This is a genomic window from Halobacillus amylolyticus (assembly GCF_022921115.1).
Taxonomy (GTDB): Bacteria; Bacillota; Bacilli; order Bacillales; family Halobacillaceae; genus Halobacillus_A; species Halobacillus_A amylolyticus.
Window position 1 is genome coordinate 3,155,498 of record NZ_CP095075.1, and the last position, 16,336, is coordinate 3,171,833.

Annotated in this window: 12 protein-coding genes; 8 read left to right on the plus strand and 4 right to left on the minus strand. The window is 42.1% G+C overall.

Annotation, left to right across the window (positions count from 1 at the left end):
* Position 1 precedes the first annotated feature (1 nt).
* From MUO15_RS16180 to MUO15_RS16210, 7 genes are all read left to right on the plus strand, one after another.
* Positions 2 to 514, plus strand: coding sequence for an acyl-CoA thioesterase (locus MUO15_RS16180; RefSeq protein ID WP_245030796.1), 513 nt, complete (start codon positions 2 to 4; stop codon positions 512 to 514).
* Positions 515 to 734: 220 nt separating this feature from the next.
* On the plus strand, positions 735 to 2,150 hold the full coding sequence (locus MUO15_RS16185) for an alanine/glycine:cation symporter family protein (RefSeq protein ID WP_245030797.1): 1,416 nt from the start codon (positions 735 to 737) through the stop codon (positions 2,148 to 2,150).
* Positions 2,151 to 2,284: 134 nt separating this feature from the next.
* On the plus strand, positions 2,285 to 3,037 hold the full coding sequence (locus MUO15_RS16190; RefSeq protein ID WP_245030799.1) for a PRC-barrel domain-containing protein: 753 nt from the start codon (positions 2,285 to 2,287) through the stop codon (positions 3,035 to 3,037).
* A gap of 588 nt (positions 3,038 to 3,625) precedes the next feature.
* Positions 3,626 to 5,524, plus strand: coding sequence for an ABC-F family ATP-binding cassette domain-containing protein (locus MUO15_RS16195; RefSeq protein WP_245030801.1), 1,899 nt, complete (start codon positions 3,626 to 3,628; stop codon positions 5,522 to 5,524).
* A gap of 175 nt (positions 5,525 to 5,699) precedes the next feature.
* The gene (locus MUO15_RS16200) at positions 5,700 to 6,947 is read left to right on the plus strand and encodes an aminopeptidase (RefSeq protein WP_245030803.1); all 1,248 of its coding nucleotides are present in this window, start codon (positions 5,700 to 5,702) and stop codon (positions 6,945 to 6,947) included.
* Positions 6,948 to 7,088: 141 nt separating this feature from the next.
* Positions 7,089 to 7,268 carry a hypothetical protein gene (locus tag MUO15_RS16205; protein ID WP_245030805.1) on the plus strand — a complete coding sequence of 60 codons (180 nt, stop codon included), beginning with the start codon at positions 7,089 to 7,091 and terminating at the stop codon, positions 7,266 to 7,268.
* 412 nt (positions 7,269 to 7,680) lie between these two features.
* The gene (locus MUO15_RS16210; protein ID WP_245030807.1) at positions 7,681 to 9,210 is read left to right on the plus strand and encodes a BCCT family transporter; all 1,530 of its coding nucleotides are present in this window, start codon (positions 7,681 to 7,683) and stop codon (positions 9,208 to 9,210) included.
* A gap of 44 nt (positions 9,211 to 9,254) precedes the next feature.
* Here MUO15_RS16210 and kynB read toward each other — a convergent pair whose 3' ends face one another.
* The 3 genes from kynB to recQ form a co-directional block, all read right to left on the minus strand.
* Positions 9,255 to 9,875 (minus strand): arylformamidase, encoded by a 621-nt coding sequence (kynB, locus tag MUO15_RS16215; RefSeq protein ID WP_245030809.1) that lies wholly within the window; start codon positions 9,873 to 9,875, stop codon positions 9,255 to 9,257.
* Positions 9,876 to 9,887: 12 nt separating this feature from the next.
* On the minus strand, positions 9,888 to 11,162 hold the full coding sequence (kynU, locus tag MUO15_RS16220; RefSeq protein WP_245030811.1) for a kynureninase: 1,275 nt from the start codon (positions 11,160 to 11,162) through the stop codon (positions 9,888 to 9,890).
* A 90-nt stretch (positions 11,163 to 11,252) separates the two neighbouring features.
* Positions 11,253 to 13,403 (minus strand): DNA helicase RecQ, encoded by a 2,151-nt coding sequence (recQ, locus tag MUO15_RS16225; RefSeq protein ID WP_245030813.1) that lies wholly within the window; start codon positions 13,401 to 13,403, stop codon positions 11,253 to 11,255.
* A 203-nt stretch (positions 13,404 to 13,606) separates the two neighbouring features.
* Here recQ and MUO15_RS16230 point away from each other — a divergent pair, with 203 nt between their 5' ends.
* A complete protein-coding gene (locus tag MUO15_RS16230; RefSeq protein WP_245030815.1) occupies positions 13,607 to 14,539 on the plus strand; it encodes an NADP-dependent oxidoreductase in 933 nt (310 codons plus the stop codon).
* Between the two features lie 301 nt (positions 14,540 to 14,840).
* Here the strand turns inward: MUO15_RS16230 and brnQ are convergent, their stop codons facing one another.
* A complete protein-coding gene (gene brnQ / locus MUO15_RS16235) occupies positions 14,841 to 16,151 on the minus strand; it encodes a branched-chain amino acid transport system II carrier protein (protein ID WP_245030817.1) in 1,311 nt (436 codons plus the stop codon).
* Positions 16,152 to 16,336: the final 185 nt, after the last annotated feature.

Consider the following 16,336-nt stretch of genomic DNA (forward strand, 5'->3'; position numbering starts at 1 on the left):
AATGGAAGCAAAACCTTGCATTGATTCATTAGCCGTTAAAAATTCACATGTACTGCCACCAGATACAAATAGTCATGGAACACTATTCGGAGGCAAGCTGATGGCTTATATTGATGACGTTGCAGCGATCGCGTCTGTACGCCATGCCCGTAAACCTGTAGTCACAGCCTCGACTGACTCCGTCGATTTTCTTCAGCCTGTCTTTGAAGGTGATACGATTTGCCTGGAGGCTTTCGTCACTTGGACACATAATACATCTATGGAAGTGTTCGTTAAAGCAATCACAGAAAACTTACTTACAGGTGAAAGAAAAGTATGCACAACGGCATTCTTATCCATGGTTGCTGTTGACGAAAACAATCAGCCAAGCCCTGTCCCGCCAGTTTATCCGGAAACGGAGCAAGAAAAATGGCTGCACGAAGGGGCTGGCAAACGTCGGGAACAGCGTAACCTAAGAAGAAAAGAATCGAAAGAACTAGCTGAATTGTTCGGAACAGGATTACCATGGAAGTAGGACCCTCCTTCAAAGGGACCTAGAAGACACGAAGCCCTGGCCATATGGTCAGGGCTTATTAAGGTTAATCTGATGTAAATGCATGTCCTATTTCAACTTCGTATGATTATTGGTAAAGTGGACAATGGTGCTTCATCTATATATTTTTTTGGTTTCTATTAAGACCAATAAGGGAAAGGGTTACTCAGTGTAAAAAAATTTTAATTTGGAGGTGGATTGGATGGAAGGTTTATTAACAGAATTGAATAATTGGATGTGGGGTTACATACTTGTAGCAGCATTATTAGGTCTTGGTCTTTATTTTACTATTCGTTTGAATTTTGCTCAATTTCGTTATATTCCTGAAATGTTTCGAGTCTTGTTCGATAAGAGGGCAATTTCTGCTAAAGGGAAGAAAGGGACGTCACCGTTCCAGGCATTCGCGATCAGTACAGCATCTCGTGTAGGTACAGGGAACTTAGCAGGTGTGGCTGCGGCCATTTCTGTTGGTGGTCCAGGAGCTGTTTTCTGGATGTGGATGGTGGCTCTTTTAGGCGGGGCATCAAGCTTTATTGAGAGTACATTGGCCCAAGTATATAAAGTACCTAATAAAGATCAATATCGCGGCGGTCCGGCTTATTACATGGAAAAAGGGCTGAACAATCGGACGTTGGGAATTGTCTTTGCTGTTACGATCACCTTTACATATGGGCTTGTATTCAGTTCTGTACAGTCCAATACCATTCGATTGGCTTTTGAACGCTCCTTTGATATTGAAAGATGGACCATGGGGATTATTCTTACCATTATTGTTGCCCTGATTATTTTTGGTGGTCTAAAACGGATTGCACAGGTTACTCAATTTGTTGTACCAATTATGGCGATCTTCTACATCATTTTAGCCGGGTATGTACTTATCGCTAATATTGGCGGCATCCCTCAGATGCTCAGTATGATCTTTCAGGGGGCGTTTGGATTTCGTGAGGTAGCTGGCGGAACGTTCGGCGGAATGATTCTAGTGGGCGTGAAGCGCGGGTTATTCTCAAATGAAGCCGGCATGGGTAGTGCCCCGAACGCTGCAGCAACTTCAGAGGTGAGTCACCCTGTAAAACAAGGTTTGATTCAAACACTTGGTGTATTCACTGATACCCTGCTGATCTGTAGTGCAACGGCAGTTATCATCTTGTTCTCAGGTGAATACACAGGTTCAGATCTTGATGGCATACAACTAACTCAATTAGCTTTTGAGACTCAGTTGGGACAGTGGGCAGCGATCTTTATTGCTATTGCCATTTTCCTATTTGCATTTAGTTCCATAATCGGAAATTATTATTATGGGGAAACGAATATTGAATTCATTAAGGGAAGTGCAACAGGGATGTTTATTTATCGACTTGCCGTTCTTGCGATGGTTCTATTTGGCGCTGTTGCTGAATTTGGCCTTGTTTGGTCTCTTGCTGATCTGACAATGGGTATTATGGCGTTGATCAACCTTTATGCCATCTTTAGGCTATCTAAAGTGGCTTATGCAGCATTAAAAGATTACAGTAGTCAGCGAAAGCAAGGGAAAGATCCTGTTTTCTATCAGGATCATTTACCTGGTGTCAAAGGGATGGAATACTGGCATAGGGATCAAACGAGCGAAAAAGAGCATTAATTTAAAGGGAGGGCTCTCTAAAACGCAGATGCGTTCTAGAGAGCTTTTTTTATCTCCTTTCAATAATGAACGTTTATGGAATTACGCACCGGGGAATTAAAAAGGAAAGGCGCATTTTTCAAGGAGGCTTAAAAGTGATTCATAATGAAAAGACAATTCAAGGCTATAAGATTAATGCAACAGACGATGAGTTGGGGAAAGTTGACTCCTTACTTTTTGATGATGAAAATTGGACGGTTCGCTACCTTGTAGCGGATACCCGGAAATGGCTTCCAGGACGAACGGTATTGCTTTCACCGATTTCCATCAAAGCAGTCAATCATGAAGAGGAACAGGTTTCTGTTCATCTCACGAAAGATCAGGTGAAAGATAGCCCCGACATCGACACTGAAAGTCCGGTCTCTCGCAAACAGGAAATGAGATTAAATCAGTTTTACGGTTGGGGAAGTTATTGGGGTGGTCCTGGTGTTTGGGGACCAGCGATGTATCCAAGTGAATTATTTGAAGAGGATTTTGTGCAGGAACCGCAAGGAATAGGCGAGAACTCAGAGGAGTCTCATATAAGAAGCACCTCGGAAGTTCAGAATTATGAAATCCACGCAGAAGACGGTGGGATCGGTCATGTTGAGAGTTTTCTTGTAGATGATGAAACGTGGAAAATCCGTTATATCATCGTTGACACAAAAAATTGGAAGTCTGGAAAGAAAGTGCTTGTTGCACCAGCATGGATTACAGAAGTGAGGTGGGCTGAAAAAAGGGTTTATGTTTCCCTAGATCAGAAAAAGGTTGAAAATGCCCCAGAATACGATCCTGACGCTCCCATCTCTAGAGCGTATGAAGAAAAACTGTACGGTGCCTACGGAAAAAACCCATACTGGAAGGAATAAGAAAATGAAACGAACGGGGGACTCTCTCGTTCGTTTTTCTATGTGAATCAATTTCATAATTGCTCTATTTAAAAAGCCAAAGACTGGCAGAATATAAAGCTCTGTCCGAAAGGTTCAAAATGGGTTCTTATCCAGTAGATTTTTAAAGAAGTTTGAGACTTTCTATCAATGTTGCTTCACAACCGCCCTCGTTTATTGAATTTTAGTAAGGTTCCGTAGTTTTTAATAGGAGAATGGGGGGCTTGAGAAACCACTCGCTTTCCACGGGGAAGACGGCAAGCCTCCTTGGTCTCCGACCTCCGGGGTCTCGCCAGCCTTTCCTTTCCCGTAGGAGTCTCGCAGTTTCCCGCCCCCATTTCGATAATGAGATCAACGGAACCATCTTAATAAAAGTCGGAGGCGGTGTCTTTGCGAAAGTCTTTTGAATACTACAATCCTGCAAAGAAACAACTCTTTATACTTAACGATTATGTAAATCCCAATGGGTGGAAATAGGCACCCTGCTAACACCCAGATCTCCCCAGAGGAAAACTTAACGATTTTTATGATAAAATGGGGGTTAGTTTGTTAGATAAAGGGTGAACGAAAATGAGTCTATTGTCTGTTGAGCAACTGAGTAAAAGCTACAGTGATAAAGAACTGTTTACCAATCTATCGTTCACTATTTCAAACCAGCAGCGCATTGGTTTAATTGGTGTCAACGGGACTGGGAAATCAACATTAATGAAGATTATTGCTGAGATTGAATCAGGTGATACTGGAACAACTCAGCACGCGAAAGATTTTACGATAGAATATTTACCTCAAGATCCTGAACTGCAGGTAGAGAAAACCGTGTTAGAACAAATTTATTACGGTGATTCTTCTGTGATGGTTGCGATTAGAGAGTATGAACAAATTTTACGGCGGCTTCAAGTTCATCCTGAGGATGAGCAGATTCAAAATCAACTGCTTAAACTACAGCAAAGAATGGATGAAACAGGTGCTTGGGAAGCAAATACACAAGCAAAGACGATTTTGACAAAACTTGGTGTAGTGGATTTTGATAAAAAGGTGAAAGAGCTTTCCGGCGGCCAGCGAAAACGGGTAGCCCTGGCTAAGGCCTTAATTCAGCCGGCCGACCTTTTGCTGCTTGATGAACCGACGAACCATTTGGATAATGAAACGATTGAATGGCTTGAGGAATATTTAGCGCAATTTAGAGGCTCATTGATGGTTGTAACTCATGACCGCTATTTCCTGAATCGGGTGACAAATATTATTTATGAGCTCGATAAAGGTAAGCTGTACACGTATGAAGGGAATTATCAAACCTTTTTAGAAAAGAAAGCGGAGCGGGAAGAGTGGGAAAGGCAAGCAGAACAAAAGCATCAGAACACCCTTAGAAGGGAGTTGGCCTGGTTAAAACGCGGGGCCAAGGCACGAACGACAAAGCAAAAGGCTAGAAAACAACGAGTTGAGACGATGCAGGAGCAAAATTTTAATACAAATAAGCAAGACGTTGATATGGCTATCGGCTCGTCACGTTTAGGGAAGCAGGTCATTGAATTACAGAATATCTCCCACGCTTTTGGTGCCGAGTCGATTATAGAAGACTTTAACTATTTAATAGTACCTGATGAACGTTTGGGGATTATTGGGCCCAATGGCTCCGGGAAAACAACTTTGTTAAATATTATGGCGCAGCGTCTTAACCCTGACCATGGGGATTTGACCATTGGCTCTACTGTGAATATCGGCTATTACACACAAGATCACGAAGAAATGGATGAATCACTAAAGGTCATCGAATATATTAAGGAAGTTGCTGAGGTGATTTCTACAGCAGATGGGGAAGAAATTACAGCTGAACAAATGCTTGAAAGGTTCCTTTTTCCAAGGCCACAACAATGGACGTATATTAAACGATTATCTGGCGGGGAACGCCGGAGACTCTATTTATTACGTGTGCTCATGAGTGAACCGAATGTCCTTTTCCTCGACGAGCCAACGAACGACCTTGATACGGAAACGTTAAGTATTCTAGAGGGATATTTAGAACAATTCCCAGGTGTCGTCATTACCGTTTCACACGATCGCTATTTCTTGGATCGAGTGGTTGATAAGCTGCTTGTGTTTGGAGGAAATGGGGGCATTGAAACGTTCTATGGCAATTATTCTGAACATCTCGAACAAACGCAGGTGAGGCAGAAGCAACAGGCGATGCAAGTGCAAAGTACCGTCTCAGAGCAAGAGGAAACGAGAAGGTCGAATCGTAGCCGTAAATTATCTTATCGGGAAAAACAAGAATGGAAGACCATTGAGGATGAAATAACCACGCTTGAGGAACAAATAGAAGCTATTGATGAACAGGTTTCTGAAGCGGGGAGCGACTACAATAAGGTCGAGGAGCTATATAAAAAGAAAGAAGAATTAGAACAACAGTTGGAAGCGAAAATGAACCGCTGGGAAGAGCTATCCCTCATCGTTGAAGGAATAGAGAAATAAACCTGAGGATGACGTGACTACTTTTCTAAGTAAAGTTAATAATATAGATCATGCTCACTCATGCAATAAGATCCAATCGAACTGCTTTTCAGCACCGTTGGGTCTTATTTTTTGTGACAGATGGTGAGTTGTGAAATAATGTATACGGATACATAAAAATTAGGGGAGGTAAACTATGTTATTACCTAGTCAGGAACAATTGGAGAAGTATGCACAACTTGCTTTGCAAACGGGTGTAAATTTACAGAAAGATCAAAAGCTTATGATTAACTCAACGGTAGAAGGCGCGCCATTTACTCGTATAATTGCCAGAAAAGCTTATGAAATGGGTGCCGAGGATGTACACATTGTTTGGACTGATGATGAGTTAACCCGTTTACGCTATGAGCATGCGGATGTAGAAGTATTGAAGGAGGTCCCTGATTGGCAGAAAGATATGTATAGTTATTTCGGTGAAGAGGGGGCAGCAATTCTGTCTGTTCGTTCAACAGATCCAGACCTACTAAAAGGAATTGACGCAGGAAAAGTAGCTGCTGCAACTAAAGCTCGGTCTGAAGCGATGACGAAGTTTAGAGGGTTTACAATGAATGATCGCATTCAATGGTCAATTGTGAGTATTCCAATTCCAGCTTGGGCACAAAAGATCTTTCCAAATGAGACAGAGGAAAATGCTGTTGCTAAGTTGTGGGAGCAAATCTTCAGTATCGTAAGAGTGAACCAGGAGGATCCTGTGGCAGCATGGGAGGAACACAACCGTAAATTAAGACAGGCACGTGAGTTTTTAAATAAGAAGAAATATAGCAAACTAATTTACAAAGCACCTGGTACAGACCTGGAGGTTGAATTGCCGGAAAATCACATTTGGAAAGGCGGTGCCGCTCAAACCGCCGAAGGGAAAGTGCCATTCAATCCGAATATGCCGACAGAGGAAGTGTTCACTGCTCCCCATAAATACGGCGTAAACGGTCAAGTATCAAGTACAAAACCGCTTAATTATGGCGGTAACGTTATCGATCATTTCACACTCACCTTTAAAGAGGGCAAGGTGGTAGATTTCAAAGCTGAAGAGGGTGAAGAAACACTTAAGCATCTATTGGATACAGATGAAGGTTCTCGCAGGCTGGGAGAACTTGCCCTTGTTCCACATGAATCACCGATTTCCCAGTCCGGATTAATTTTTTACAACACGCTTTATGATGAAAATGCCTCTTGCCATTTAGCTTTAGGAAAAGCTTATCCTAACAACGTAGAAGGGGGCTCAGACATGAGTGAATCTGAACTTGATCAGAGTGGCGTGAATCACAGCTTAAGTCATGTTGATTTCATGATGGGATCAGGCGAACTGGATATTGATGGTGTGCTAGAAGATGGATCAACAGAGTCCGTAATGAGAAAAGGAAGCTGGGCCATATCTTTTGAATAAAAAATATAAATGATCGGACACTTTGAAAAGACGCTGATATCAGCGTCTTTTTCCATGAAAAATATCGTAAATAACGGAGGAGGATTGAACAAATGGAAAGAAGGGTATTAATAAGTAAACAAATAAAAAGGAGGCTTATCCATGGTAGATATAGAGAGTGAACTCCCAGGATTTCAGTCTAATCCAAATACCTTTGGTAAGTGCAGTAGTTGTGGGAAAGAATTAATGACGAAAAAAGAAGCAGAAATAACGATGTGTAAAGATTGCCAGAAGCGTCATCGAGATAAAGATCATGTTTTAGATGAAGATAAAAAAAAATAACTAAGTAAGAGTAAAAGGCTACAGCTGATCTAGTGCTGTAGCCTTTTTAATTGAGTGAAAGCAGCTATGCCTTTACATAAAACAATAATAGGTGGTAGAGTATAACATTGTGTGGAAAAATTAAGACTAACTATATTAAAAAGGATGTTCAAAAAGTCACCAAATGATAAAGTGAAACTTCCGTCAGTGTGGTTTTACTGACCGTGAATGCGGGATAACGGCGAATTTTTTCGATACTCGGTTTTTCCGGTCCTCACGCATGAAAGGCGCTGTGGTCCTCAAAACTTTCGCACCTCGAACTTCTTGCGACGCGCAAGGAACGTGCTAGTGTCGACTTTGTCACAGGATGTGACGATCTTTGTCGACGTTCTCATTCGTCAACTTTTTGAACACACACTTAAAGGAGTTATTTATGCATCAGAAACAAACCGGTAAAATAGACTGGCCTGTCTTTATAATTAGTGGCGGGGCTTTGCTATTATTTGTTATTTTAGCACTTATTGATATTAACTGGATCGAATCATTTGTTAACACAACTTTTGCCTGGTCAGTCACTTATTTTGGTGCGTTCTGGCAACTATTAATGTTAGCGACTTTCTTTGTTGGTTTATGGCTGGCATTTTCTAAATATGGAAAAATCAAATTGGGTGGAATCGACAAGCCTGAGTTAAGTTTATATAAATGGTTATCGATTATTATGGCTACTTTATTAGCTGGAGGTGGCGTGTTTTGGGCGGCTGCCGAGCCTATGTTCCACTTTCTAACTACTCCCCCGTACCTGTCTCATTTAGGAATCGAAGCCGGTACAGAAGCAGCCATTAATCCAGCACTGGCACAAAGCTTTATGCATTGGGGATTTTTGGCTTGGGCGATATTAGGAACGATTAGTGCGGTCGTTATGATGTATGGACATTATCATAAAGGTATGCCAATGAAGCCGAGAACGCTTCTTTATCCGATTTTTGGTGAGAAAATCCGTGAAAATTGGTTCGGTACACTTGTCGATGCCTTTTCTATCATTGCTGTGGCAGCAGGAACAATCGGCCCTATTGGTTTTCTTGGTTTGCAAGCAAGTTACGGACTCCAAGAAATATTTGGCATCCCTAACGAATTTAGCACACAGGTTTTAATTATCATTGCCGTGGTTTTAATCTCGACAATATCAGCTATAACGGGTCTGTATAAAGGGATTCAGTTTTTAAGCAGCTTTAATGTTCGTCTTGCTTTAGGGTTGATGATTTTTATTGTGATTTTTGGCCCTGGAGGATTCATTATTGATCATTTCGTTTCATCGTTTGGATTCTATGTGGATCAGTTTATACCTATGAGTACATTCCGTGGCGACTCTGATTGGTTATCACTATGGACTGTGTTCTTTTGGGGATGGTTTATTGGTTATGGGCCAATGATGGCTATTCTAGTAAGTCGTATTTCACGCGGTCGTACGATTCGTGAAATCATCGTAGCTATTTCCATTTTTGCACCCATTATCTCTACTTTCTGGTTTACAATTCTTGGCGGCTCAGGTATATTCTTTGAGCTTCAGAATCCAGGATCAATCTCTGAAGCCCTAAATGCGGCAGGAAAGCCCGCAGCTATGTTTGCCATCACCGAGCAATTTCCGTTGGCAGCTATTATTTCACCTTTGTTCTTATTACTGACAATTCTGTTCGTAGTGACAACGAGTGATTCGATGTCTTATACCATTGCCATGGCCGTTACAGGTGAAGGGAATCCGAAAAAATGGCTCCGTGTTTTCTGGTCTGTCATTATGGGTGCTATTGCAGCGATTCTTCTCATTACCGGAGACAGTGGTATTACACAGTTGCAGAACTTTATTGTCGTGACAGCCGTGCCTGTATCTCTGCTATTATTGCCAATGATTTGGCTCGCCCCACGGGTTGCCAGACAAATGGCTATTGAACAGAATATAAAGAAGTAAAATAAAGAGCTCTTGCGCGTTAGATTCGCGCAAAGAGCTCTTTATTATTTTTGACGAAGAACAGCACGGACGGGGCTCCCATCTGCTTGCTCCATCTTGAGCGGGAAGGCCATAAGCTCATATGTTCCAGGAGCGACATGGTCAAGAACAATGCCTTCAAGGATCAGAATGTCATGGTTATAAAGGGAGTGGTGAGCTTGTAAGGACTCGCTCGTCTCGGGATCAACAGAAGGAGTGTCAACACCAATTAGATCGATGCCCTGCTCTTTTAAATAAGGGCCCACATCCTCATCGATCACGGTATAATTATTAGGGAAATGTGTTCGATCCTCCCAACTGATCGAACGGAACAACACCTTACTCACACCTTCAAACGCAAACGCCTGTAAATCTTCCTTCGTAATGACATCTTTGCCTTCCATATTGACGACTAGTGCATCACCGTAGAAGCGATGAACATCAAGATCAGCCATTTTTAATCCATCGTTATCATAATGAAAGGGTGCATCGACATGTGTGCCGATGTGATTGCTCCCTTTATGGCTTTCAATATTGACAGAGCCGGTTTCTTCCATGGATGCGGTTAACTGATAGTGGAAAGGTTCGTCACCAGGCCATGGGGGTGTGGAATCATTGAGTGTCATGGAAATGTCAATCAGCTTCATCAAGTTACCTCCTTAAGCAATCGTGTCTCGCTCATTTTTAAACTTTTTTTGTTTTCCGTGTTTGACAATATCCTTTAAGATCATCATAACCTCATAAAGGTCTGTGTAGGAAGTGTAAAAAGCTATCGGCGCCAAACGGATCACGTTCGGTGAACGAAAATCTGGTATGACATGAGCTTGCTTCAATGCTTTGCAAATGCTTGCCGCTTCTTCATGAATTAAGCTCACATGCCCGCCACGTCGCTGATCTTCCTCAGGATTTGCTATGGTAAATCCCAACTGAGCTAATTCCTCTTCAATAAAGTTCATCATAAAGCGCGTCTGTTTTAGTGATTTTTGCCGTACTTGTTCGATTCCCGCCTCTTGAAAAATGTCCAGTGATCCAAGTAACGGAGCTGAGCTTAAAATATGCGGTGTACCCATTTGGAAAGCGCCGGCACTTTCTGCAGGGGTAAGATCGTGATCCATGTCGAATTGCTTGTCTTTATTAGAACTGAACCAACCAGCGAGACCTGGTTTTCGGCCCAGATGCTTCTCATGCACAAACAATCCCCCTACACCACCAGGGCCGCTGTTTAAATATTTGTACGTACACCAAACAGCAAAATCTACACCCCAGTCATGGAGCTCGTGAGGGAGGGCGCCAATAGAGTGAGCTAGATCAAAGCCAACGGTAATCCCTCGGTCTTTGGCGGCTTCCGTAATTTTTTCAATATTGAGCAGCTGCCCGCTCCGATAAAGCACAGACGGCAGCAGTACAAGGGCAACCTCATCATTCAATGCGTCGATGATCGAGTCTTCTGATAAGGTATAACCATCGGCACTTTTTACTTGAACTAGATGTTCAGAAGGTTCATAGCCATGAAGCTCAAGCTGACTCTTTAGTGCATAAATATCAGATGGAAAATTCAGTTCGTCTGCCACGATTTTAGTCTTTTTTCCTTCAGGTTTATAAAAAGTAGCCAGCAGTTGATGTAAATTTGTTGTGATTGATCCCGTGTTAATGACTTCTGCAGGCTTTGCACCAATCAGTGGAGCGGTTTTTGCCCCGAGTTTTTCTGATAGATAAAACCATGGTTCTTTACCTTCTGTCCAGCCATTAATGCCGAGTTGTTTCCAATCTTGGAGCGATGTGAGCAAGGCTTGTTCCGACCGCTTAGATAAAAGGCCGAGGGAGTTTCCGTCCATATAATATGTATTCTCAGGTAAATGGAACTCCTGCTTAAACTGTTGTAATGGATCCTCTTGATCTAGTTTCACAGCGACTTCTTTTGTTAGACGTTGCATAGATATCCCATCCTTCCCAGAAACTACTTTCCTTTACCATAACAAGCGAACTGCTGTTAAAAGAACTGCCATGATAGACAGTTCTTTGTACTATTTCATATACCCATGTTTAACAAGGACAGCTTTGACTAGCCGATAGGAGTAATCCTCTGGAAGTGCTTCCTTGAGCGGCCGTAGTTTTTTTTCATCCAATTTACTATATTCCATTAAAACATTCTCTTCTTGCACATCATTAAACCATACATCCCAATCTATCATTTCACCTTCTCTAATAGACCGGAAGATATGATTTTCAATCGTTTGTGCACTCATTTCTCGGAGTTCCGCAACTTCCTCAATTGTCTTCTCATCCTTTTTCCACATGTCAAAAGAGATCTCATGACTTGGCCTCGGATCGGCAGGGTCCTTTTTCTTGACCCTGCTTGGCTGGGAATAGGAAGCGGGTGGCTTAGGGCGTGATTCTGCTTCCTCAGCCCACGGCTTAATTTTCTCTAGAAAGGCTTCTCCATACTGCTCAAACTTTTGTTCGCCGACGCCCTTCATTCTCAGCATTTCCCTTTCGTTCATAGGAAGGTAGATCGTAAAATCCTTTAACGTAGCATCTGAGAAAATAACGTAAGGAGGCAGATTAGCAGTATCAGCTAATTCTTTTCGCAACACTCGAAGCACTTCAAATTTATCTACATCATAGTCGATCTCTTGCTCTGATGTTGTCGTTTCAACAAGCATTTTTACGGGCTTTTCCCCTTTTAGAACGGTAACGGATTCAGGTGTAAGCTTTAATGTTGGATACCTTCCCTCACCAGGGCTCAACAGGCCTTCCGCCGTTAAAAAGTTGATAAATTGCGTGAGTCCTTTTTCTGTATAATGAGATAAAATTCCGTATGTTGTCAGCTTATGGAATTTAAATTGTAATACTTTTTGATCAGAGGAGCCACGAAGCACTTTGGCCGTTAACCCTGCTCCAAATCGCTCACCCATTCGTTTAACACAGGATAGCACCATTTGTGCTTCCTTTGTCATGTCTTTCTCTTCCCCTTCATATAGGCAGTTGGAGCATTTCCCGCACGGTTCGGTATGAGTAGGGTCGGCGAAATAGTCAAGAATATATTGCTGAAGGCACATATGTGTATGGCAGTAATTGATCATCGATTGAAGTTTCTGATATTCATCCTTCTTTTTCTCTTCACCCATCATCGACTGGTCAATTAAAAAGCGCTGCAGGTGAATATCTTGCCCAGAAAAAAGCAGCACACAATCGCCGGGCTCACCATCTCGCCCGGCACGGCCGGCTTCCTGGTAATAGGACTCAATATTCATCGGCATCGAGTAATGAATAACATAGCGGACATTCGATTTATCGATCCCCATGCCAAATGCGTTTGTAGCAATAATCGTTGTGATTTCATCCTGGACGAAATCACTTTGCACTTGCTTTCGCTGATTTTCGGTCATTCCAGCATGGTACTTCCCGGCAGAAAAGCCTTTCTTGGACAGGAAGTTTTGCAAGTGGTCAGCATCTTTTCGTGTAGCGGTGTAAATAATACCTGACTCATTGGGCCGCTGTTCTAAATATTCAAGAATAAAATCACGCTTATCCCGTCCTTTTATCATACGAAAAGATAAGTTTTCACGGGCGAATCCTGTATTCACAACGGATTCATCTGTCACCTGAATCAACTTTTTGATATCTCTGATTACTTCTTGTGTCGCTGTAGCCGTTAACCCCATAATGACAGGGAGATTTGGGATTTGGTAAAGCGTTTGAACGATTGAGCGATAGCTTGGCCGAAAGTCATGCCCCCATTGCGAGATACAATGGGCTTCATCAAAAGCAATTAAAGACAGTTTGATCTGTTTAATCGTTGATAGAAAGGAACTGGAATCAAAGCGTTCAGGGGCCACATAAACAAACTGATAGCGTCCGCGCTTCATGTCATGAATACGGTCACGCTGCTCTTCAAATGACAGGGAGCTATTAATATAAGTTGCCGCAATCCCGTAGGAGGAAAGCGCATCAACCTGATCTTTCATAAGAGAAATTAGTGGTGAAATAATGATGGCTGTGCCTTCTAAAGTAAGACCGGGAATTTGATAACAGAGCGATTTCCCTCCGCCCGTTGGCATTACAGCAAGTGTGTTTCTATTTTGCAGAACATGTTGAATCGCTTCCTCCTGACCAGGACGAAACGATGTGAATCCATAATATTCTTGTAAAAAACTTTTAGCTTGTTCGATCATGTTTAGATCATCCTTTAGAGAATTCTTTTCCTATCGTATCATGTTTTGATTTACTTGAAAGGGGAAAAATAAGGGGTGTACATTTATTTTAATTAGACTGAGGGTTCAAAAAGCTTCTGAGTGCGAAATAGCAAGTTAACGAAGAGATTCGCCGCTTCCCATTTGCTGACTTTTTGAACAACCTTTTAGGAAGGTGAAATATAGTGAAAGCAATCGTAATAGAACAGTATGGTGGAAAAGAACAATTGATAGAACGAGAGGTGCCCGCCCCAGAAATACAGCAAGATCAAGTGTTAGTTGAACTTCATGCAACATCGATTAACCCGATTGATTGGAAATTAAGAGAGGGATATTTACAGGAGAAACTAAATTTTGAATTCCCGATTATCCTAGGATGGGATGCAGCAGGAGTCGTGAAGAAAATAGGAAGTGCAGTGAAAAATTTTAAAGAAGGTGACCGGGTATTTGCTCGTCCAGAGACAACGAGGAACGGAACTTATGCACAGTACGCAGCCGTTGATGAATATTTGCTAGCCCACCTTCCCGATTCGATATCTTATGAGGAGGCGGCAGCTGTTCCTCTTGCAGGATTAACAGCTTGGCAATGTCTCGTTGATTTTGCCAATATAAAAAAAGGCGATAAGGTTCTGATCCATGCTGGCTCAGGCGGTGTTGGTCATTTTGCGATTCAAATTGCCAAGTCCTTTGGAGCCACAGTTGCTGCAACTGCTAGCAGCCGTAATCAAGATTGGGTAGAAGAACTTGGTGTCGATCACTTTATCGATTATAAACAAGAGGATTTCTCAGAGCTATTAAGTGATTATGATATTGTCCTCGATACGATGGGCGGCGACATTCAGGAAAAAAGCTTCAAGGTGCTGAAAGAAGGTGGCCGAATGCCATCAATTGTCCAGCCGCCAGATGGAGAAGTGGCAGAATCCTTTGGCGTGAAAGCTGGGTTTGTCTGGCTTGAGCCTGATGGCGGTAAGTTAAGCAAGCTTGCCAACCTGATGGTGAAAGGGGAAATGAAGCCTGTTATTGGTCATCAATTTGACTTTAGTGAACAAGGATTGAAGAAAGCGCATGAGTTAAGTGAGACCCATCATGCTAAAGGGAAGATTGTTATTTCTATTTAATCAAAAAGTTAACCTCAGGTCATCTTTAAAGGCCTGAGGTTTTCTACTGTTAAAATCGGCAAATGTGCAATTAGGATTCGATTTCGTGCAATTAATCAGTTTAATATGCAATTAACTTCTTTTTCGTGCAATAATGCCATTAAATATGCAATTAGTACGTTCATTCGTGCAATTATTATTTCCAGTCCACTACAGGGGTGTACCGGGGCGCCGGGCAAAGCCTTGACGTAAAAGTAAGTGTTACGGTTATCGTCAATAAGAAAAAAGGGGCAGTTCCCCCTTGAATAGAGGAACTGTCCCTTTATTTTGAGACTGTATGCGGTGAGGGTGAGACGATCGAGTGAATAATTCCTCCTGCGATACCACCAATAAGCGCTGGTACGAGCCAACTTAGATTAATCTCATAAAACGGTAATGATTGAATATAAGGTGTAACTGCCGATAATGGTACGCCTGCAGCTACAAGCCCATCATATAAGCTAACAAGACTAGTCAGAATAATTGCTCCTCTGTAAACGTAAGGTGAATGATGAATGATTCCCCCTGTAAAGGTAAGAATAATTAACACGATAGCAATAGGATACACGAATACAAGTACAGGAACAGAATAGGCAATAATCTGGTTCAGTCCTAAATTAGCAATAGCAAAGCTTATGATGGTAACGGCTAAAGCAACTTGCTTGTAAGACAGTGATGGGAAACGGCTGCTGAAGAATTGAGCACAGGCAACAACTAATCCAACACATGTAGTAAAACAGGCCAGTCCTACTATAAGGCCTAAGAGGAGGGTGCCGATATCTCCATACATTATATTAGCAGCTCCTGCGAGGATCGCGCTTCCATTATCATAATTTCCTTCTGTTGCCATTTTAGCGCCTATCCATCCGATAGAGATATAAACACTCATTAATCCAAATGCGGCTACACTTCCAGCCTGGAATGTACGAAACGTGAGCATTTTTGAGCTAACCCCTCTGTCGCGTAATGAAGTGACAGTAATAATTCCGAATGCTAAAGCGGCGATAGCATCCATTGTTAGGTAGCCCTCTATAAAACCTGTGAAAAATGGCTGTGCACTATACTTTTCATTCGCTTGCTGTACCTCACCCGATAACAAAAAGAAACTCCCGATAACTAAGCCGACGATAGAGATGAACAGTGCTGGTGTCAGCCATTGGCCGATCCGGTCTACAAGCTTAGATGGATTCAAACTTATAAAAAACACTAGTCCGAGGAATAGTGCAGTAAATAATAGTAAACCTAAAGAAGAAGATTCTGTTAACCAAGGAGCAAGCCCTGACTCATAAGCTACACTTGTAGCACGGGGAATAGCAAAGAGAGGCCCGATGGTCAAATAAACAACAGATATAAACACAATTCCGAACAAAGGATGGACACGACTGGCTAATTCAATGGCTCCGCCCCTAATACGGGAAATAGCGATGACAGTAATAATAGGAATCCCAACTCCTGTCAGGATAAACCCGGCAATGGCGGGTAAGTAGGAAGTTCCGGATTCCATTCCAAGTGTAACTGGATATATTAAGTTTCCGGCACCAAAAAATAAAGCAAATAAAGTAAAGCCGGTAAAGAGTGTATCTCTTCCTTTCATGTCTGTTCCTCCTCTAAGGTGTCAGTTGTATATAGGGTCAAAGTGATTCTTAACAAAAGAAGCATTCTACTATAAGTGTTTCATCACCGCCGTAATATTATCAATGTCAAAAAATTATGTCAATGTTTAAAGGTTAGGATGTCATTTAAAAGGGGAGCGTTTACATAGTTATTTTAAACTTTTCG

What these genes read in the sequence shown, in the direction of transcription:
- MUO15_RS16205 (WP_245030805.1), top strand. Translation starts at nt 7,089, where the DNA reads ATGGTAGATATAGAGAGTGAACTCCCAGGATTTCAGTCTAATCCAAAT.
- recQ (WP_245030813.1), bottom strand. Translation starts at nt 13,403, where the DNA reads ATGATCGAACAAGCTAAAAGTTTTTTACAAGAATATTATGGATTCACA.
- MUO15_RS16180 (WP_245030796.1), top strand. Translation starts at nt 2, where the DNA reads ATGGAAGCAAAACCTTGCATTGATTCATTAGCCGTTAAAAATTCACAT.
- MUO15_RS16195 (WP_245030801.1), top strand. Translation starts at nt 3,626, where the DNA reads ATGAGTCTATTGTCTGTTGAGCAACTGAGTAAAAGCTACAGTGATAAA.
- kynB (WP_245030809.1), bottom strand. Translation starts at nt 9,875, where the DNA reads ATGAAGCTGATTGACATTTCCATGACACTCAATGATTCCACACCCCCA.
- MUO15_RS16200 (WP_245030803.1), top strand. Translation starts at nt 5,700, where the DNA reads ATGTTATTACCTAGTCAGGAACAATTGGAGAAGTATGCACAACTTGCT.
- MUO15_RS16185 (WP_245030797.1), top strand. Translation starts at nt 735, where the DNA reads ATGGAAGGTTTATTAACAGAATTGAATAATTGGATGTGGGGTTACATA.
- kynU (WP_245030811.1), bottom strand. Translation starts at nt 11,162, where the DNA reads ATGCAACGTCTAACAAAAGAAGTCGCTGTGAAACTAGATCAAGAGGAT.
- brnQ (WP_245030817.1), bottom strand. Translation starts at nt 16,151, where the DNA reads ATGAAAGGAAGAGATACACTCTTTACCGGCTTTACTTTATTTGCTTTA.
- MUO15_RS16210 (WP_245030807.1), top strand. Translation starts at nt 7,681, where the DNA reads ATGCATCAGAAACAAACCGGTAAAATAGACTGGCCTGTCTTTATAATT.